Origin of the sequence: Marmoricola sp. Leaf446, from assembly GCF_001424755.1 — a bacterium.
Classification (GTDB): domain Bacteria; phylum Actinomycetota; class Actinomycetes; order Propionibacteriales; family Nocardioidaceae; genus Marmoricola.
Window position 1 is genome coordinate 451,094 of the sequence record NZ_LMRF01000002.1, and the last position, 18,357, is coordinate 469,450.

18 protein-coding genes are annotated in these 18,357 nt (G+C 73.9%); 8 read left to right on the forward strand and 10 right to left on the reverse strand.

Annotation, left to right across the window (positions count from 1 at the left end; genetic code table 11):
* Positions 1 to 19: 19 nt before the first annotated feature.
* The 3 genes from ASG49_RS10160 to ASG49_RS10170 all read left to right on the forward strand — a co-directional run bounded on the left by ASG49_RS10160 (position 20) and on the right by ASG49_RS10170 (position 3,281).
* Positions 20 to 937, forward strand: a complete 918-nt coding sequence (locus ASG49_RS10160; RefSeq protein ID WP_056541042.1) for an alpha/beta hydrolase — start codon at positions 20 to 22, stop codon at positions 935 to 937.
* 30 nt (positions 938 to 967) lie between these two features.
* Complete coding sequence (locus ASG49_RS10165; protein ID WP_056541309.1) at positions 968 to 2,296, forward strand: protealysin inhibitor emfourin; 1,329 nt, start codon at positions 968 to 970, stop codon at positions 2,294 to 2,296.
* A gap of 70 nt (positions 2,297 to 2,366) precedes the next feature.
* Positions 2,367 to 3,281, forward strand: a complete 915-nt coding sequence (locus tag ASG49_RS10170; protein WP_056541045.1) for a DUF559 domain-containing protein — start codon at positions 2,367 to 2,369, stop codon at positions 3,279 to 3,281.
* Positions 3,282 to 3,299: 18 nt separating this feature from the next.
* On the opposite strand, the gene typA is transcribed toward ASG49_RS10170, so the two are convergent.
* A complete protein-coding gene (typA, locus tag ASG49_RS10175) occupies positions 3,300 to 5,210 on the reverse strand; it encodes a translational GTPase TypA (protein ID WP_056541049.1) in 1,911 nt (636 codons plus the stop codon).
* Positions 5,211 to 5,364: 154 nt separating this feature from the next.
* On the opposite strand from typA, the gene ASG49_RS10180 reads away from it, so the two are divergent.
* Together ASG49_RS10180 and ASG49_RS10185 are read left to right on the forward strand one after the other, a co-directional pair.
* The gene (locus tag ASG49_RS10180) at positions 5,365 to 5,898 is read left to right on the forward strand and encodes a low molecular weight phosphatase family protein (protein WP_056541051.1); all 534 of its coding nucleotides are present in this window, start codon (positions 5,365 to 5,367) and stop codon (positions 5,896 to 5,898) included.
* A gap of 107 nt (positions 5,899 to 6,005) precedes the next feature.
* A complete protein-coding gene (locus ASG49_RS10185; RefSeq protein WP_056541054.1) occupies positions 6,006 to 7,016 on the forward strand; it encodes a hypothetical protein in 1,011 nt (336 codons plus the stop codon).
* Positions 7,017 to 7,028: 12 nt separating this feature from the next.
* Here the strand turns inward: ASG49_RS10185 and ASG49_RS10190 are convergent, their stop codons facing one another.
* Positions 7,029 to 7,778, reverse strand: a complete 750-nt coding sequence (locus tag ASG49_RS10190; protein WP_056541057.1) for an SDR family oxidoreductase — start codon at positions 7,776 to 7,778, stop codon at positions 7,029 to 7,031.
* 90 nt (positions 7,779 to 7,868) lie between these two features.
* On the opposite strand from ASG49_RS10190, the gene mshA reads away from it, so the two are divergent.
* On the forward strand, positions 7,869 to 9,164 hold the full coding sequence (mshA, locus tag ASG49_RS10195; RefSeq protein WP_056541059.1) for a D-inositol-3-phosphate glycosyltransferase: 1,296 nt from the start codon (positions 7,869 to 7,871) through the stop codon (positions 9,162 to 9,164).
* A 139-nt stretch (positions 9,165 to 9,303) separates the two neighbouring features.
* Positions 9,304 to 9,798, forward strand: a complete 495-nt coding sequence (locus tag ASG49_RS10200) for a YbjN domain-containing protein (protein WP_304437956.1) — start codon at positions 9,304 to 9,306, stop codon at positions 9,796 to 9,798.
* A 6-nt stretch (positions 9,799 to 9,804) separates the two neighbouring features.
* Here ASG49_RS10200 and ASG49_RS10205 read toward each other — a convergent pair whose 3' ends face one another.
* The 4 genes from ASG49_RS10205 to ASG49_RS10220 form a co-directional block, all read right to left on the reverse strand.
* Positions 9,805 to 10,737 carry a DMT family transporter gene (locus ASG49_RS10205; RefSeq protein WP_235562014.1) on the reverse strand — a complete coding sequence of 311 codons (933 nt, stop codon included), beginning with the start codon at positions 10,735 to 10,737 and terminating at the stop codon, positions 9,805 to 9,807.
* A gap of 86 nt (positions 10,738 to 10,823) precedes the next feature.
* A complete protein-coding gene (locus tag ASG49_RS10210; protein ID WP_056541063.1) occupies positions 10,824 to 11,924 on the reverse strand; it encodes a glutamate--cysteine ligase in 1,101 nt (366 codons plus the stop codon).
* 35 nt (positions 11,925 to 11,959) lie between these two features.
* A complete protein-coding gene (locus tag ASG49_RS10215; RefSeq protein ID WP_056541066.1) occupies positions 11,960 to 12,637 on the reverse strand; it encodes a response regulator transcription factor in 678 nt (225 codons plus the stop codon).
* Positions 12,634 to 13,800, reverse strand: coding sequence for a cell wall metabolism sensor histidine kinase WalK (locus ASG49_RS10220; RefSeq protein ID WP_056541068.1), 1,167 nt, complete (start codon positions 13,798 to 13,800; stop codon positions 12,634 to 12,636). The genes ASG49_RS10215 and ASG49_RS10220 overlap by 4 nt, the downstream gene beginning before the upstream one ends.
* A 134-nt stretch (positions 13,801 to 13,934) precedes the next feature.
* On the opposite strand from ASG49_RS10220, the gene phoU reads away from it, so the two are divergent.
* Entirely contained in the window at positions 13,935 to 14,585 is a 651-nt protein-coding gene (gene phoU / locus ASG49_RS10225) for a phosphate signaling complex protein PhoU (RefSeq protein WP_056541071.1), read from the forward strand.
* Positions 14,586 to 15,056: 471 nt separating this feature from the next.
* On the opposite strand, the gene ASG49_RS10230 is transcribed toward phoU, so the two are convergent.
* The 4 genes from ASG49_RS10230 to ASG49_RS10245 form a co-directional block, all read right to left on the reverse strand.
* Positions 15,057 to 15,800 (reverse strand): phosphoglyceromutase, encoded by a 744-nt coding sequence (locus ASG49_RS10230; protein WP_056541074.1) that lies wholly within the window; start codon positions 15,798 to 15,800, stop codon positions 15,057 to 15,059.
* A gap of 130 nt (positions 15,801 to 15,930) precedes the next feature.
* The gene (locus ASG49_RS10235) at positions 15,931 to 16,608 is read right to left on the reverse strand and encodes a hypothetical protein (protein WP_056541077.1); all 678 of its coding nucleotides are present in this window, start codon (positions 16,606 to 16,608) and stop codon (positions 15,931 to 15,933) included.
* A 233-nt stretch (positions 16,609 to 16,841) separates the two neighbouring features.
* The gene (locus tag ASG49_RS10240; RefSeq protein ID WP_056541079.1) at positions 16,842 to 17,435 is read right to left on the reverse strand and encodes a hypothetical protein; all 594 of its coding nucleotides are present in this window, start codon (positions 17,433 to 17,435) and stop codon (positions 16,842 to 16,844) included.
* Positions 17,436 to 17,482: 47 nt separating this feature from the next.
* Entirely contained in the window at positions 17,483 to 18,232 is a 750-nt protein-coding gene (locus ASG49_RS10245; RefSeq protein WP_056541084.1) for a UbiA family prenyltransferase, read from the reverse strand.
* Between the last annotated feature and the right edge of the window lie 125 nt (positions 18,233 to 18,357).

Consider the following 18,357-nt stretch of genomic DNA (forward strand, 5'->3'; position numbering starts at 1 on the left):
GCCCGGCACACTGAGGCCCATGCCCGTCGACCCCCAGCTGGCCGGCCTGCTCTCGCTCATCGAGGGCGGCACGCCGATGCACCAGACCGACCCCGTGACCGCCCGCGCCGCCTTCCGCACGCTGGCCGTGGAGTTCCGCAAGCCCGAGGATGTCGTCCCCGTGGCGTCGGTGATCGAGACCGAGGTCGCCGGCGGGGACGGCCCCCGCGCCGCGCGCGTCTACCGGCCCGAGGGCGAGGGCCCCTGGCCGGTCGTCGCGCTCTTCCACGGCGGCGGCTTCGTGATCGGCGACCTCGACACCCACGACAACCTCGCCCGCCGGATCTGCCGCGACGCCCGTGCCGTGGTGGTCTCCGTCGACTACCGGCTCGCGCCCGAGCACCCGTTCCCGGCCGGCGTCGAGGACGCCCTCGCCGCCACCCGCGACCTGCAGCAGCGCACCGAGGAGCTCGGCGGCGACGGCCGGCTCGCGGTCGCCGGCGACAGCGCCGGCGGCAACCTCGCCGCCGTGGTCAGCCAGCAGGTCCCCGGCCTCGCCGCGCAGCTGCTGATCTACCCCGCCACCGACGGCGGCGGCGACTACCCCTCGCGCACCGAGAACGGCGAGGGCTACTTCCTCGACCTGCCCACGATGCTGTGGTTCATGGAGCACTACGCCCCGCAAGACCCCGCCGACCCGCGGTTCTCCCCGATCCACGGTCCGCTCGACGGGCTCCCGCCCGCCGTCGTGGTCACCGCCGAGCTGGATCCGCTGCGCGACGAGGGCGAGGCGTACGCCGCCGCGCTGACCGCCGCCGGCGTGAGCGTGGACGTGCAGCGCTACGACGGCATGATCCACGGCTTCGTCGACATGGGCCCCTTCTCGACCGCGGCCGAGCAGGCCACCGCCGACACGGTCGCGCGGTTCGCCGCGGTGCTGGGGTCGACGGCCGGCTGAGGCCCGAGCGCCCTTGTGTCGGCGCCCGACATGGGTGACCTTGGACGGATGCGCTGCCACTTCATCCCTGCCTACCTGCTCGACCGGCTCGCGGACGGGGTCGACGACGACCACGTCGCCGGCCTGGTGCGTCGTACCCGCGAGATCGACCGGTCGCTCCGCGGCCGCCGCGTCGAGGACCACCCCGCCATGGCCGGGGCGGTCTCGACGGCGCAGTCGCAGGACGACGACTGGGAGGTCTACGACGCCCAGAACGGCACCGAGCTCCCCGGCACCCTCGTCCGCGCCTCGGGCCAGCCGGAGGCGGGTGACGCGGCCGTCGACGAGGCAGCGCTCGGCCTGACCGAGACGCTGCGGCTCTTCGCCGACTACGGCCGCGACTCCTACGACGGCAGGGGCGCGACCGTGGTCGCGACGGTGCACTACGAGCGCGACTACGACAACGCGTTCTGGGACGGCAACCAGCTGGTCTTCGGCGACGGCGACGGGACGGTCTTCGAGCGGTTCACCAAGCCGATCGACGTGCTGGGCCACGAGCTGGCCCACGCGGTCACGCAGTACACCGCCAACCTGGTCTACCAGGACCAGTCCGGCGCGCTGAACGAGTCGATGTCCGACGTCTTCGGCGCCTGCATGAAGCAGCGGTTCCTCGGCCAGGACGCCGCGTCGGCCGACTGGCTGATCGGCGAGGGCATCTTCAAGCCGGACGTGCAGGGGCGGGCGCTGCGCTCGATGCTCGAGCCCGGCACGGCGTACGACGACCCCCGCATCGGCAAGGACCCGCAGGTCGGCTCGATGGCCGACTACGTCGACACCCGGGACGACAACGGGGGCGTCCACCTCAACAGCGGCATCCCCAACCGCGCCTTCGTGCTCGCCGCACGGGCGATCGGGGGCGAGTCGTGGGAGGGAGCCGGCCGGATCTGGTACGCCGCCCTCACCTCCGGCGTGCCCGCCGACTCCGACTTCGGCACCTTCGCCGCCGCCACGGTCGCGGCCGCCGGCGAGCAGGCCTCGGTCGTGGAGGAGGCCTGGCGCACGGTGGGGGTGGTCCCGGGCCAGGCGACCGGCACGGGGACCACGCCGACCGCCCCGGCGGAGACGGTGGCGGTGCGGCGTACGGGCGGGTTCGGGGGGTTGGTGCGCGAGGGCACCGTCGACCTCGCCTCCGACGACCCCCGTGCGCCCGAGGTGCGGCAGCTGGTCGAGCGGATCGACTTCCGGGCCGTCACCAGCCCGCCGCCGCAGCCCGACCGCTTCGTCTACGACTTCCGCTGCGGCCCCGACGGCTGCCAGGTCCCGGAGACCCACCTCACCCACGAGCTGCGTCAGCTCGCCACGATCGTCCTGGGGGAGTAGCCCCGGGGGCCTGTGGACGGCCTGTGGACGGCCGGTTGCGGCGCCGACGCCCCCGACGTGGGGTGGCGGCGTGGACGTGGTCGAGGCGCTGGTGCGGTGCGGCGGGGTGGCCGACGCCGCGGCGCTGACCGCCATGACCTCGCGTCGGCGGCTGCGGACCGCGGTAGCGGCCGGCTCGGTCGTGCGCTTGGCGTCCGGTCGCTACGCGGTGCCCGAGGTGGACGAGGGGCGCCGCGCGGCGGCGCGGGTCCACGGCTACGCGTCGCACCTCAGCGCGGCGCTGCTGCACGGGTGGGAGGTCAAGCAGCGACCGATACGGCCGATGGTGATCGTGCCGCGCGGTCGCAGGGTCGGGGCCTCGCGCTCGCGGGGGATCGACCTGGTGGTGCGCACCATCGAGGCCGACGAGGTCTGGCAGGACCGCACCCGCGCGGGTCGCACGGTGATCGACTGTGCGCGCGACCTGGCGTTCGACGCGGCCCTCGCCGTCGCCGACTCGGCGCTCCGCCACGGTCACGTCGGTGCCGAGGAGCTGCACCACCTGGCGGTCGTGTCCCCGCGGACCGGTCGCGGCCGCTGCCTGCGGGTCGCCGAGCTGGCATCACCGCTGGCGGCCAACCCGTTCGAGTCGGTGCTGCGCGCCATCGCCGCAGATGTCCCCGGGTTGGACCTGGAGCCCCAGGTCGTCATCGACGAGGACGGCTTCACGGCCCGGCCGGACCTGGTCGACCGCGAGCGGCGGATCGTCGTCGAGGCTGACTCGTTCGCCTTCCACGGCACGCGCGCGGCACTGGTCCGCGACTGCGTGCGCTACAACGCCCTGGTGCTGCGCGGCTGGCTGGTGCTCCGCTTCAGCTGGGAGCACGTGATGCACGACCCGGACTACGTGCGGCGGTGCCTCGAGGAGGCCGTGCTGGGGCGACCGCACCGACCTACAGTTCGACGCTCCCAGGCGCAGAAGTCGGCCTGGGGCGCCGAACTGTAGGTCCGGATGGTCGCTGCGTCAGCCGCGGCGGGCGCGGGCGGCGGTGCGGCCGCGGGTGTTGGCGTCGAGGTCGACCTTGCGGATCCGGACGGCGTCGGGGGTGACCTCGACGCACTCGTCCTCGCGGCAGAACTCCAGCGACTGCTCGAGGGAGAGCCGCTTGGCGGGGACCAGCTTCTCGAAGTTGTCCGAGGAGGAGGCGCGGACGTTGGTCTGCTTCTTCTCCTTGGTGATGTTGACGTCCATGTCGTCGGAGCGGGAGTTCTCGCCGACGATCATGCCCTCGTAGACCTCGGTGGCCGGCTCGAGGAACATCACGCCGCGCTCCTGCAGGTTGGTCATGGCGTACGCCGTGGCGGCGCCCGACCGGTCGGCCACCAACGAGCCGTTGGAGCGCGAGCGGATGTCGCCGGCCCAGGGCTCGTAGCCCTCGAAGACCTGGTGGGCGATGCCGGTGCCGCGGGTCTCGGTGAGGAACTCGGTGCGGAAGCCGATCAGGCCGCGGGCGGGGACCAGGAACTCCATGCGGACCCAGCCGGTGCCGTGGTTGGTCATCTGCTCCATGCGGCCCTTGCGGACGGCGAGCAGCTGGGTGATCGCGCCGAGGTACTCCTCCGGCGCGTCGATGGTGAGGCGCTCGACCGGCTCGTGGAGCTTGCCGTTGACCTCGCGCGTGACCACCTGCGGCTTGCCGACGGTCAGCTCGAAGCCCTCGCGACGCATCTGCTCGACCAGGATGGCCAGGGCGAGCTCGCCACGGCCCTGGACCTCCCAGGCGTCGGGACGCTCGGTGGGCAGGACGCGGAGCGAGACGTTGCCGACCAGCTCGGCGTCGAGCCGGTCCTTGACCAGGCGGGCGGTGACCTTGGTGTTCTTGGTCGGGCCGCGGCCGGCCAGCGGCGAGGTGTTGGTGCCGATGGTCATCGAGATCGCGGGCTCGTCGACCTTGATCAGCGGCAGCGCGACGGGGTTCTCGGCGTCGGCGAGGGTCTCGCCGATCATGATGTCGGGGATGCCGGCGATGGCGACGATGTCGCCGGGGCCGGCGGACTCGCCGGGCTTGCGCTCGAGCGCCTCGGTGACGAGGAGCTCGGTGATCTTGACGTTCTTGGTGGTGCCGTCGGTGCGCATCCAGGCCACGGTCTGGTTCTTCTTCAGCGTGCCCTCGTGGACCCGGACCAGCGCGAGCCGGCCGAGGAAGGGGCTGGCGTCGAGGTTGGTGACGTGGGCCTGGAGCGGCGCGCCCTCGGTGTACGTCGGGGCGGGGATCGTCTCCAGGATGGTGCGGAACAGCGGCTCGAGGTCCTCGGAGTCGGGCACGGCGCCGTTCTCGGGCGCCTCCAGCGAGGCCTTGCCGGCGCGGGCCGAGGCGTAGACGACCGGGAAGTCGAGCGCGTCCTGGCTGTGCGACTCGTCGAGCAGGTCCATGAAGAGCTCGTAGGTCTCGTCGACGACCTCGGCGATGCGGGCGTCGCCGCGGTCGGTCTTGTTGACCACGAGCACGACCGGCATGTCGGCGTTGAGCGCCTTGCGCAGCACGAAGCGGGTCTGCGGCAGCGGGCCCTCGGAGGCGTCGACCAGGAGGACGATGCCGTCGACCATGGACAGGCCGCGCTCGACCTCGCCACCGAAGTCGGCGTGGCCCGGGGTGTCGATGATGTTGATGGTCATCGGCTTGCCGTCGGCCGAGGGGCCGGCGTAGTGGATCGCGGTGTTCTTGGCGAGGATCGTGATGCCCTTCTCGCGCTCGAGGTCACCGGAGTCCATGGCCCGCTCGTCGACGTGCTGGTGGGCACCGAACGCACCGCCCTGCCACAGCATCTTGTCCACGAGCGTGGTCTTGCCGTGGTCGACGTGCGCGACGATCGCGACGTTGCGGAGATCGGTGCGGGAGCTCGCACCGGCCGAGCTGGGGGAGGGCGTGGACATGCGGAAGACCTTCGGTTCGAGGAGGTCGCTCGACTCAGGGGTGAGGAGGCGACGGGTCAGTCTATCGGCCGGGCGGTCGTGCCCCGCACGGTGCCGTGGCCGGGCGGTGACCGGCCGGTGACGAGGCGGTGCCGCGCGTCACTAGGGTGGGCGCGTGGCGGCGTACCGGATCCTGGTCGTGTGCGTGGGCAACGTGTGCCGCTCGCCCCTCGGTGAGCGGCTGCTGGCCGCCCGGCTGGGCGAGGACTTCGCGGTCTCCAGCGCCGGCGTCGGTGCCCTGGTGGGCCAGCCGATGGACCCCGAGGCGGCCGCGCACCTGGAGCGTCTCGGTGGCTCGGCCGACGGGTTCGCCGCCCGTCAGCTGACCGAGTCGGTCGTGCGGGACGCCGACCTGGTGCTCACCGCGACCAGGGAGATCCGGGCGCGGGTGCTGCAGGAGTCGCCGGTCGCGCTGCGCCGCACCTTCACGCTGCGCGAGCTCGCCGCGCTCGTCGACGTCGTGGGCCCGCAGGCCGACCCGGCCGCGCTGGTCGCGGCGGCGGGGCGGGAGCGTTCGCGCGCCGCCCTGGAGGAGTACGACGTGGCCGACCCCTACCGTCGCGGCGAGGAGGCCCACGCGCTGGCCGCCGGCCAGGTCGACGAGGCCGTCACGCGGATCGCGGCCGCCCTGGGTGCCCCCACCGGCTGACGGCGTTTCGGCCCGCGCTGGTGGGTCGTGCGACATTGGTGGGCATGCCCGCAGCACCCCGACCCGTCCGTAGGCCCACCCGTGGGCCCGCCCGCACCCTGCTCGCCGTGCTCCTCCCGGCCCTCGTGCTGACCGCCTGCTCCGGCGGCAGCGACCCCGGTGGCGACCCCGGCGCCGACGCGTCCGGCACCCCCTCGGGGTCCCCGTCGGCGCAGCTCCCGGCCGCTGCGCTCGAGGCCGGCACCTGCTGGGGCGACCAGCAGCTGCCCGCGGTGCTGGGCGACGACGGCTTCGCCGACTGGGTCGAGGAGCACGCCGACGGCGACGCCGCCCTCGGGGAGTCGATGCGCGACGACGCGGCCTTCTCGGAGCAGGTCGACTGCGCCGAGCCGCACGCGCTCGAGCTCTACGCCACCGTCGCTCTGCCGCGGGGCCTCGACGAGCAGGTCACCTCCTACGCGACGCTGCTCGACCAGGACTCCCCGCTGCAGGCCAAGGTGCGCGACCAGGTCAACCAGCGCTGCCTGGCCGGGACGGCGTACGGCCGGGCGCAGCAGCGCGCCGGCGGTCTGCCGGTGCAGCTCGGTCCCGCGCTCGCCGAGCGCAGCAACCTGCACGTCGCGTGGGACCCGTTCCCGGCCAACCTGTGGGAGGAGGGCCAGCGCCGCTTCGTGTGCACCTTCGAGCAGGACGAGCCCGGCACGCTGCGGATGTCCGACCTGACCACCACCGAGGTGCCGGTCGCCGAGCGCGTCTGCGTCGACGTGCCCGGCAAGCGGGTGCCCTGCACCACGCCCCACGAGGGCGAGGAGATCGCCGAGATGGTGCTCAACGCCGCCGTCGCCCGCGGCGACGTCAACGGCCGCCGGGCCGTGCGCGAGGGGACGGACGGCAAGTTCGTGGCGCTGAGTGACGCGGAGTACGCCAAGCTCGACCGGGTCTGCCAGACGCTCTTCCGCCGCGTCTCCACCGGCCCCGACGGCGTCGTCGCCAAGGCCTACCCCGGTGCGGTCGACCAGTGGCCGACCAAGCAGGGCGCCTACGTCGCCAGCTGCTTCGCCGTCGACGAGGACGACGCCACCGCCACCCGGCGCGGCACGGTGTTCGACAAGGGCTGAGGGCCCCGGGTCTCAGCCCTCGCGGTGCACCTTGTGCTGGGCGGCCTGCGCCCGGGGACGTACGACGACCTCGTCGATGTCGACGTGGGCGGGCAGCGAGGCGACCCAGCGGACGACCTCGGCGACGTCCTCGGCCACCAGGGGCTCGGCCACGCCCTCGTAGGTCTTGTCGCGCTTGTCCTGGTCGCCGCCGAAGCGGACCAGCCCGAACTCCTCGGTCGCGACCATGCCGGGGGCGACCTCGGTGAAGCGCAGCGGCTCGGCGACGTGCTCGAGCCGCAGCGTCTGGGTGACGACCTTGAGCCCGTGCTTGGCCGCGGTGTAGCCGCCGCCGCCCTCGTAGGCGACCCGGCCCGCGGTGGAGCCGATGTTGACGACCAGTCCGCCGCCGTCGGCGCGCAGCGCGGGCAGCAGGGCCTGGGTCACCCGCAGCACGCCGAGCACGTTGACGTCGTACATCCGGGCCCAGGTCTCGGGGTCGGCGGTCTCCACGGACGCCGCGTCGAAGGCACCACCGGCGTTGTTGACCAGCACGTCGAGCGACTCCAGGCCCTCGGCCAGGGCCTGCACGGAGGCGGCGTCGGTGACGTCGCAGACCACGGCCGTGCCGCCGATCTCCTGCGCCAGGGCCTCGATCCGGTCGGAGCGTCGGGCGGCGCACACGACGGAGAAGCCGTCGGCGGCCAGGGCCCGGGCGGTGGCGGCACCGATGCCGCTGCTGGCGCCGGTCACGAGGGCGGTGCGGGTCGAGCGGCGGGTCACGGGTCCTCCGAGGGGTCACGTCGACCTCACCGCGGACCGGTGGGTCTCGCGAGTCATGATAGGCAGCACCCACCCCACCGGAGGCCGAGCATGACGCAGCCCGCGTCCGCCCACGACGACGCCCTGCGCCGCGTCGCGATGGTCAGCCTGCACACCTCGCCGCTCGACCAGCCCGGCACCGGCGACGCCGGTGGGATGAACGTCTACGTGCTGGAGCTGTCCAAGCGGCTGGCCGCCCGGGGCGTCGAGGTCGACGTCTTCACCCGCGCCACGTCGAGCACCTCGGCGCCGGTGGTCGAGGTGCAGGACGGCATCCGCGTCCACCACGTCTCGGCCGGTCCCTACGAGGGACTGACCAAGCACGAGCTGCCCGCCCAGCTGTGCGTCTTCGCCCGCGAGGTGCTGCGGGCCGAGGCCTACCACCCGGTCGGCTACTACGACCTCGTGCACAGCCACTACTGGCTCAGCGGCCAGGTCGGCGCGCTGGCGCGCGACCGGTGGGGCGTGCCGCTCGTGCACACGATGCACACCATGGCCAAGGTCAAGAACGCCGCTCTCGCCGAGGGCGACACCCCCGAGCCGATGGCGCGGCTGATCGGCGAGGAGCAGGTGGTCGCGGCCGCCGACATGCTCGTGGCCAACACCGACGACGAGGCCTCGCAGCTGATCGACCTCTACGACGCCGACCCCGGTCGCGTCGAGGTCGTCCATCCCGGCGTCGACCTCGACACCTTCCGCGGCGGCGACGTCGCCGGTGCCCGCGAGCGGCTGGGGCTGCCGGCGCAGGGCCACGTCGTCACCTTCGTGGGGCGCATCCAGCCGCTCAAGGCGCCCGACGTGATGCTGCGGGCGGTCGCGGTCCTGCTCGAGCGGCGGCCCGAGCTGCGGCGCAGCCTCACCGTCGCGATCGTCGGCGGCCCGTCCGGGTCGGGGCTGGAGCAGCCCGACGGCCTCGTCCGGCTGGCCGAGCAGCTCGGCATCAGCGACCAGGTGCGGTTCGTGAAGCCGGTCGAGCAGGCCCGCCTGGTCGACTGGTACGCCGCGTCGAGCGTGGTGTGCGTCCCGTCGTACAACGAGAGCTTCGGGCTGGTCGCCGTCGAGGCCCAGGCGACCGGCACCCCCGTCGTCGCGGCCGCCGTCGGCGGGCTGACCACCGCGGTGCGTGACGAGGGTTCGGGGCTGCTGGTCGAGGGCCACGAGCCCGAGGCGTACGCCGCCGCGCTCGGGCGGGTGCTGCTCGAGCCCGGGCTGCGCGAGCGGCTGGCGCGCGGCGCCCGCACCCACGCCGAGCAGTTCGGCTGGGACCGGACCGCCGAGCGGATGCTCGCGGTCTACCGCGGCGCCCAGGAGAAGATGCGCGCCGACATCAGCGGCGTCGCGCTCTAGCCCTGCTCGCCCGCGACCCTGGGCGGGCTCTGCCACCCTGGGAGGCGTGACCTCTCCCGACGCCGCTCCCGAGTCCGCCGCCGACGACGCCGTGTCCGACGAGCCCCTGGCCCCGGAGCGGCAGCGCGCGCTGGACTCCGTGCTCGCGGTGCTGCGCGAGGCGGGCCTGGACTGGACGCCGCTGTCGCGGACCTCGCTGAGCGTCGACCTGCCGGGGGAGAAGAAGCTGCAGACGCCGTGCCGCTTCGACGTCGGACCGCACGCGCTGGGCGTCCACGCCTTCGTGTGCCGCCAGCCCGACGAGAACCACACCGGGGTCTACCGCTGGATGCTGGAGCGCAACATGAAGATGTTCGCCTTCGGGTTCGCGCTCGACGGGGTGGGCGACATCTACCTCGACGCCCGGCTGCCGCTCGAGGCGGCGACGGCCGACGGCGTCGACCGGCTGCTCGGCTCGGTCCTGGAGTACGCCGACGGCTCGTTCAACACGCTGCTCGAGCTCGGGTTCGCCTCCTCGATCCGCAAGGAGTGGGAGTGGCGGATCTCGCGCGGCGAGTCGGTGCGCAACCTCGCGGCGTTCCGCGGGCCGCTGCGGCTCGACGACCTGGGGTCGCCGGCCGACGAGCCGGCCTGACCCCCCTCAGCCCCGGCTGCCGACCGGGGCCGGCTCGCCCGGGGTGGGCGTGCGCGGCCGCGGGCGTCGTCGGGCGACGGCGACGCCGAGGAGCGCGAGCACGCCGCCGGCGTAGGCCATCGTCGGCGGGGCCTCGCCAAGGAAGACCAGCCCGAGCACGACGGTGATCGGCGGCACGAGGTAGGTCGTGACGCCCAGGCTGGAGGCGCTCATGTGGCGCAGCGCGAAGGCGTAGGTCGTGAAGGCGATCGCGGTCGGGAACACCCCGAGGAAGACCAGCCACCAGATCGAGGAGGCGGGCGCCTCGCGCAGCTCGCCCACCAGCTGTCCGCCGAACGGCAGGCACGCCACGGCCCCGACGGTGCAGGCGATCCAGGTGACGTGGACGGCCGAGAGGGTGCCCATCAGCGGCTTCTGCAGGACCACGCTCACGGCGTACGCCACGGCGCTGACCAGCACGAGCAGCACCCCGGTCACGTCGCTGCCGGCACCCGCGGACGACGTCGAGACCGAGATCAGCGCGACGCCGCCGAACGCCAGCGCCAGGCCGAGGCCGAGGCCGGTGGTGAACCGCTCGCCGAGGAACAGCGCCGCCAGCAGCGCGATCAGCACCGGCGCGACCTGCACCAGCATCGAGGCGGTGCCGGCGTCGACCAGCAGCTCGCCGGCGTTGAGGGTGAGGTTGTAGAGCCCGAACCACAGCAGCCCGATCGCCACCAGTCGCACCCACTGCGACCGCGTCGGGCGCGGCCGGCCCTGGGGCAGCGCCACCGCGGCCAGCGCCAGCGCCCCGACCAGCAGCCGGCCGAGCGAGAGCGCGCCGGGGGAGAAGTCGTCACCGAGGTGGCGGATCGCGACGAACGCCGAGGCCCAGAGGACCAGGGTCGTGGCGACGGCGGCCAGCGGGAGCCAGCGCGGCACGGTGGGGGTGGGGGTCACCGGACCAGCGTAGGGACGACCACCGACACGCTGTCACGCGGAGATCGGACGTCGTGCGCCGAGATCGCGCCAGCGCTCGGGAGGGGCTACCCCGCCTGCCAGGACGCCTCGGTCCGCTCCCGCACGTCGGCCACGACCGCCTCGAGCGAGCCGGTGCGCTCGAACACCGCGCGCTGCCGGGTGGCGCCACCGCCGCGGGCCAGCAGCGCCTCGAGGCCGTCCTCGACCCGCGCGACGTCGCCGGCCTCCTCGAGCGCGGGCCGGACGTGCGCGACGAGGGAGGCCAGGACCTCGCGGGCCGGGGCCAGGACCTGCGCCGCCGGGTCGACCAGCCGCTCGGCCAGGCCGTGCCGGGCCGCGCGCCAGGAGGCGGCGCGGAGCAGGTCGCCGCGCCACGCGGCGGGGGCGTCGGCCGCCGCGGCCGTGGTGACCAGCGCCCGGGCGAGCGCGGTGACGACGACGGCGTCCTCGACCTCGGTGCAGACGTCGGCCACGCGCACCTCGACGGTGGGCAGGTCGGCGGCCAGACGGGCGTCGAAGTAGGCCATCGCCGGGTCGAGGGCGGCGCCCCACCCGACCAGCTGCTCCACCACCCGGTGGTAGGTCGCGACGTCGCCGAACGGCTCGCCGCTGCCGTGCGAGGGCCAGCGACCCCAGATCTGCGAGCGCCAGCTGGCGTGGCCGGTGTCGCGGCCCTCGAGGTACGGCGAGTTGGCGCTCGCCGCCAGCAGCACGGGCAGCCACGGGGCGATCCCGTCGAGCACGCGGACGCCCTCCTCGGGGCTCTCGATGTCGACGTGGACGTGCATCGCGCAGGCCAGCGCCGAGTGGGCGAGCTCGGCGTACTCCTGGCGGATCCGGAGGTAGCGCGGCTGCGGGGTGATGGTGACCTGGCCGTCGACCAGCACGGGCGTGCCGATCGCGACGGCCGCCGCACCGGCCTCGGCCGCGGCCTCGCCGACGGCGCGGCGGCTGCGGCGCAGCGCGACGTCGAGCTCGTCGAGGTCGGCGGTGGGCGGCGTCTGGGTCTCGATCTGCTGGAGGAACAGCTCGGCCTCGACCGGCGCGTCGGGGGCGGGCGCGGCCTCGTGGGCGCGCACCGCCTGCCGCGAGACCGCCGTCAGCCGCCCCGTCGCGGGGTCGACCAGCAGCAGCTCCTCCTCGACCCCGACCTGGCGCACCGTCACCGCGCCAGTCTGCCGTGCGCCGGGACCGCGCCGGGCTACAGGTCGAGCTTGTAGCCGAGCCCGCGGACCGTGGTGAGCAGCGTCGGCTCCGCCGGGTTGTCCTCGAGCTTGGCGCGCAGCCGCTTGACGTGGACGTCGAGGGTCTTGGTGTCGCCGACGTAGTCCGAGCCCCACACGCGGTCGATCAGTTGGCCGCGCGTCAGCACCCGGCCCGGGTTGCGCAGGAACATCTCGAGCAGCTCGAACTCCTTGAGCGGCAGCCGCACCTCGTGCCCGCCGACGGTGACGATGTGGCGCTCGACGTCCATGCGGACCGCGCCCACCTCGAGCGTCGAGGGCGCCAGGTCGGGCTCGGCGCCGCGGCGCAGCACGGCGCGGATGCGGGCGACCAGCTCGCGGGGGGAGTAGGGCTTGGTGACGTAGTCGTCGGCGCCGAGCTCGAGCCCGACCACCTTGTCGACCTCGTCGTCCTTGGCGCTGACCATGATCACCGGCACGTTGGAGGTCTGCCGGATCTGCCGGCACACCTCGGTGCCGGGGAGGCCGGGGAGCATCAGGTCGAGCAGCACGATGTCGGCCCCCGCCCGGTCGAACTCGGTCAGCGCGTCGGGCCCGGTCGCGGCGATGGCGACCTCGAACCCCTCCTTGCGGAGCATGTAGGCGAGGGCGTCGCTGTAGCTCTCCTCGTCCTCGACGACCAGCACGCGGGTCATGCGTTCTCCTTGAGCGGTTCGGGGGCGTCCTGGGCGGACGCACGGGGTACGCCGGGCTTGCGCGGCAGCGTGAGCGTGAAGGTCGACCCCTGGCCCTCGACCGACCAGACCCGCACCTCGCCACCGTGGGAGGCGGCGACGTGCTTGACGATCGACAGGCCGAGCCCGGTGCCGCCGGTGGACCGGTGGCGAGCCGGGTCGACGCGGTAGAAGCGCTCGAAGATGCGGTCGATCTCGCCCGAGGGGATGCCGATGCCCTGGTCGGTCACGGCGAGGTCGACGGTGGTCTCGTGCGCGCTGGCGGAGACCACGACGGTGGAGCCCTCGGGGGAGTACGCCACCGCGTTGGCCACCAGGTTGCCGAGCGCGACGGCCACCTGCTCGCGGTTGCCGAGCAGCGCCAGGCCGCGCTGCCCCTGCTGGGTGACCGTGATCGAGCGGGCCTGGGCGTCGGTGGAGGACTCGTCGATCGCGCGGGCCACGATGCCGTCGACGTCGACCGCTACGGGCTCGACGAGCGGGTCGTCGCCCTGCAGCCGCGACAGCTCGATGATCTGCTGCACCAGCCGGGCCAGCCGGTCGCTCTCGGTGTGCATCCGGCCGGCGAAGCGCTGCACCGCCTCCGGGTCGTCGGCGGCGTCGATCACGGCGTCGCTGAGCAGCTTGATCGCGCCGACCGGCGTCTTGAGCTCGTGGCTGACGTTGGCCACGAAGTCGCGCCGGATCGACTCCACCCGCCGTTCGCGGGTGCGGTCCTCGACCAGGGCCAGGACCAGCTGGGAGCTCAGCGGGGCCACGCGGGCGGTCACGTGGCGCGGGGGCAGCCCCGAGCGGTGCATGAGCAGCTCGGTCTCGCGGATCTGGCCGTCCCGGCGTACCTGGCGGACCAGGTCGGCCAGCTCGCGCTCGGTGATCTCGTGGCCCCGCACGATGCCCATCGCCACCGCGGGCGCGGAGGCCTTGAGCACGCTGTCGCTGCCGTCGACGACCAGCGCGCTGCTGCGCAGCACCGACAGCACGGCGGCCACGCCCGGCGGCAGCGGCGGCTCGGGCGGCTCGGGCGCGCGGCGCTGGCGCTCGGAGATGCGGAACGCGAGCACCGTGCCCCCACCCAGCACTGCCCCGAGCAGCGCGAAGAGGAGGGCCTGGACCGTCGGGCTCACGTCAGCGATCGTACGCAGGTCTTCACCTGCGGTTGGCCCGCCCGATCGCCCTTTCGGCACCCTTTCGGGGGCTGTTCACCGCCAGTTCACGCAACGACGCCCACTCTTCACCGGCACTGCTTAGGTTGAGTCCCATGCGCGACGCCTACTCCGACCAGCTCGACTCGATCCGCGACGACCTCATCGCCATGGCCCGCCTGGTCCGCGAGGCCGTCACCTCGGGGACCACCGCGCTGCTCGAGGGCGACGCCCAGCGCGCCGAGCAGGTGATCAGCAACGACGCCGACATCGACGCGCTCCGCGAGAAGCTCGAGGAGCGGTCCTTCGAGCTGCTCTCGCTGCAGAACCCCGTGGCCGGCGACCTGCGGATGCTGGTGGCCTCGCTGCGGATGGTCAGCGAGTTCGAGCGGATGGGCGACCTCGCGGTCCACGTCGCCAAGATCGCCCGGCTGCGCGTCCCCGAGATCGCCGTCCCGCCGGCCGTCGTACCGATGATCGAGCGGATGGCCGCCGTCGCCGAGGTGATGATCGCCAAGGTCGAGCACATCATCGCCGAGTCCGACGTCGCCGCCGCCGAGGAGCTCGAGGCGGTCGACCAGGAGATGGACAAGCTGCGCCGCAACTCCTTCCGCGAGCTGCTCGGCTCCGACTGGACCTACGGCGTCGAGCCGGCCGTCGACATCGCCCTGCTCGGCCGCTACTACGAGCGCATCGCCGACCACGCCGTCTCGATCGCCCGTCGCGTCGTCTTCCTCGTCACCGGCGAGCACCCGCAGTACGCCTGACGCTGGTCCGGGGTCTGTCCCGCCGGGTCTCTCGGCGCCGGGTGGCGGAGCGTCATACGACCTCGTCGCTCTGGCGACCGATCCGCATGACGTCCCGGGGTGCGTCGTACGTGCGGGGCGTCGGGACGACCACCTCGTACGACGCTGCGCCCGCCGGTCGCACCCCCGCTGACCGGGACGTCATCGAGATGGTGGGCTCCAGGCCACGATCCTGATGACGTCCGGGGGGCGTCGGGGGCGTCGGGGGCGTCGGGGGGCCGGAGCGTCATACGAGGTCGTCGCTCCCGCGACCGATGCGCATGACGTCCCGGGGCGCGTCATGCGAACGGGTGGTCGGGACGACCACCTCGTATGACGCTGCGCCCGCCCGCAAGCCCACCCGCAGCCCCCGCCCAGCGCCCCCCGCCCGCCCGAGCGCGTGCCGCAGCAGCCGACCAGCCAGCCGTTCGGGCCAGCGGCACGAGGACCGCCTCAGCGACCCTGGTTGGCGACGGCCTCGGCGGCGGCGCGGGCGGCCTCGGGGTCGAGGTAGCGGCCGCCCTTCTCGAGCGGCTGGTGCTGGTCGTCGAGCTCGTAGACCAGGGGCTGGCCGGTGGGGATGTTGAGGCCGGCGATGTCCTCGTCGCTGATGCCGTCGAGGTGCTTGACGACCGCGCGGAGGCTGTTGCCGTGGGCGGCGAGCAGCACGGTGCGGCCGGCGTCGAGGTCGGGCAGCACGTCGGACTCCCAGTAGGGCAGCATCCGGGCGATGACGTCCTCCAGGCACTCGGTGCGCGGCAGGTCGGCACCGAGGTCGGCGTAGCGGGGGTCGCCCGCCTGCGACCACCGGTCGTCGTCCTCGATCGGCGGGGGCGGGGTGTCGAAGGAGCGGCGCCAGGTCATGAACTGCTCCTCGCCGTACTCCTCCAGCGTCTGCTTCTTGTCCTTGCCCTGGAGCGCGCCGTAGTGCCGCTCGTTGAGCCGCCAGGAGCGGCGCACCGGGATCCAGTGGCGGTCGGCGGCGTCGAGGGCGAGGTGCGCGGTGGTGATCGCGCGTCGCAGCAGCGAGGTGTGCACGACGTCGGGCAGCAGGCCGGCCTCGACGAGCTGCTCGCCGCCGGCGACGGCCTCGGCGCGGCCCTTCTCGGTCAGGGCGACGTCCACCCAGCCGGTGAACAGGTTCTTGGCGTTCCAGTCGCTCTCGCCGTGGCGGAGCAGGATCAGCGTCTGGCTCATGGCCCGAGCCTAGTGGCCGCCGCGGGCGCGCCGCCGACGTGCGTACGCCGCGCCGCCGACCCCTCAGGGGACGGCGACGCGGCGCCGGGTGCTGCACCCGATCGGGGACCCGAGCGGTCCCCGAGGAGGATCAGCGGTTGAGGATGCCCAGGATCTGGTTGAGCAGGGTGGAGAGCTGGCCGAGCAGCCCGGCCAGCGGCCCGCCGTCGAGCAGGCCGGCGACGGCGCACAGCAGGTTGCCGAGCAGGTTGCCGGCGCCCGACTGGGCCACGATGTCGAGCACCACGCGCTGCAGGTTGACCTGCAGGCCCAGGATGTCGAGGTTCAGCGGACCCAGGTCCAGGTTGAGGATGTCGCAGGCGCCGGGGGCGGCAGCCGTGGGCGCGGCGGCCGCGAGCGGGGCCGACTGGCCCCGGGTGGCCGGCGCCTGGAGGGCCGAGCCGTTGACGGACTGGACGGGCGTGGTGACCTCCTGGCTGAACGGCTTCGGCTTCCCCTTGCCGACGACGCGGCCCTGGAGGGTGCCGGTGACGGTGAGGACGCCGTCGACGACCTCGAACTTCGTGGGCGTGAACGAGCCGCGGACCTTGCGACCGTCCTCGGCGACGCCCTTGATCGGCGCCTTCATCGAGCCGAGCTGCTTCTCGCCGGCGACCTTCGACACCGCGGCCGACGACGAGGCCGACGGGGCGGTGGCGGCCGAGGCGGCGCCGGTGCCGGTGAGGCCCACGCTGAGCGCCATGGTGGCGGCCAGGATGCCGGTCGAGGCGGTCTTCATGAACGGGCTGATCGTGCGGTGGTGCGTCATGTCAGTGGTTCCTTCCCTCCCCGGAGTCCCTCCCCGGGCTGCACTGACCGTCCCCGACGTCCGACAGGTGAAAACCCCCTCAGAACGGAAGAAAAAGGTGCACCCGAACCGCGTCAGGAACCGTGTCGTACGCCGTCCGCGCGCGCCCCGGGGGATGCCCGACGACCCCGCTCAGGGGGTGGGAAAAAACTTCGGTGAGAGCTCGCGTCCCGAGGGTCGGGACGCGCCCCGGACTACGGGGAGGGGCTCTCCGAGGGGCTGGCCGACCCACTGGCCGACTCCCCGGCCGACGGGCTCGCGGACTCGCTCGGCGAGGCACTGGGGGACGAGCCCGGGGACGAGCTGGTGGACGAGGAGGGCTCGGCCGGCGTGACGTCGGCGAACTCCTCCTCGGGGGCCACGACCGGCACGTTGATCTCGGTCTGCTGGCCGCTGCCGAACTCCAGCGTCAGACGGGTGTAGGAACCGGCGCGGATGCCCTCGCCCTCGACCGCCGCCGCGCCGCTGTCGGCGAGGTTGAGGAGGTCGTCGGCACGCAGCTCGACCGGCGCGGTCAGCTGGACCTGCACGTCCTCGCCGGTGATGCCGGTGAGCTCGTCGTCCTGGTCGAGCGAGGTGTTGACGAGGGAGGCCACGAAGGTCCCGGAGCCCTCGTCCTCGGAGACCACGACGGCCCCGAGCACGTCGACGGACGCGCCGCGGGCGTTGGCCCCGACCGCGGGCTGGTAGACCTTGTTGGTCTGCGCGCCGAAGCCGCAGGCGCCCAGGGTCGGCAGCAGCAGCACCAGGGATGCGGCGGCCAGGCGTCGTCGGACGTTCTTCGGCATGGGGGGCGGGTCCTCTCGCGATCCGGCAGGCGCGGTGAGCCTATCGCTCAGCGCGCGATGCCTGCGGTCAGGGCCGTCCAGACCATCGCGGCCAGCACCCCGACGGTCAGCACGACGGTCGCGACGAAGAGCTTCGGGGCGCCGGTGCGCAGCGCGATCCGCAGTGGCAGGTGGCGGACCGTGCCCCGGTTGTCGGTCACCAGGTCGGGCAGCGCGACCAGGAAGTGCACCAGCACGCCGAGCACGGCGGCGAGCACGGCGAACTGGGTGACGGGCGCGCTGCCCTCGGCCTCGCGTCCCCACCCGCCGTAGCTGACGAAGGCCGTCAGCAGCGCGAAGGTCACAGCCCACCCGACGAAGGACAGGGGGGTGCGGTGCAGCCAGCGGTCGTGGACCACCCCGACGACGAAGGTCGCGAGCAGCACCAGGCCGGCGACGATGCCGTTCTGGAGCGACAGCGGGACCGCGAGGAGCAGCAGCACGGCCAGGGCGTACGTCGCGTCCCCGCGGACCACCGCCCCGGAGGCGAGCGGCTTGCCCGACGCCTGGGTCTGGGTGTCCTCGGCCACGTCGAGGAGGTCGTCGACCAGGCCCAGCGCGAGCTGGACGACGAGCACGGCGGCCGCGCTGACCAGCCACTCCCGCGGCGGCCGGCCCATCAGCGCCACCAGCAGGCCCACCACCAGGGCGATCGCCAGCGCCTGGCGGGGATGGGTGGCGCGGAGCAGCGCGCGGAGCTGGCCGCGGCGCGAGGTGGAGGGGCTGGTGGCGTCGGGAGTCGCGACCGAGGTGCTCATGCTGGGCAGTATCGACCACCGGGCCCGCGCGCGTCACGGATCACCGCAACCGGGCGCCCGCCGAGCGCCCCCGGCCGTCGCACTGCTCGACCCCCGCGCGCGCAGGACATACGAAATGCGGATCT

Coding starts and splice junctions, on each gene's coding strand:
- ASG49_RS10160 (WP_056541042.1), top strand. CDS start 20: ATGCCCGTCGACCCCCAGCTGGCCGGCCTGCTCTCGCTCATCGAGGGC.
- ASG49_RS10165 (WP_056541309.1), top strand. CDS start 968: ATGGGTGACCTTGGACGGATGCGCTGCCACTTCATCCCTGCCTACCTG.
- typA (WP_056541049.1), bottom strand. CDS start 5,210: ATGTCCACGCCCTCCCCCAGCTCGGCCGGTGCGAGCTCCCGCACCGAT.
- mshA (WP_056541059.1), top strand. CDS start 7,869: ATGACGCAGCCCGCGTCCGCCCACGACGACGCCCTGCGCCGCGTCGCG.
- ASG49_RS10215 (WP_056541066.1), bottom strand. CDS start 12,637: ATGACCCGCGTGCTGGTCGTCGAGGACGAGGAGAGCTACAGCGACGCC.
- phoU (WP_056541071.1), top strand. CDS start 13,935: ATGCGCGACGCCTACTCCGACCAGCTCGACTCGATCCGCGACGACCTC.
- ASG49_RS10230 (WP_056541074.1), bottom strand. CDS start 15,800: ATGAGCCAGACGCTGATCCTGCTCCGCCACGGCGAGAGCGACTGGAAC.
- ASG49_RS10235 (WP_056541077.1), bottom strand. CDS start 16,608: ATGACGCACCACCGCACGATCAGCCCGTTCATGAAGACCGCCTCGACC.
- ASG49_RS10240 (WP_056541079.1), bottom strand. CDS start 17,435: ATGCCGAAGAACGTCCGACGACGCCTGGCCGCCGCATCCCTGGTGCTG.
- ASG49_RS10245 (WP_056541084.1), bottom strand. CDS start 18,232: ATGAGCACCTCGGTCGCGACTCCCGACGCCACCAGCCCCTCCACCTCG.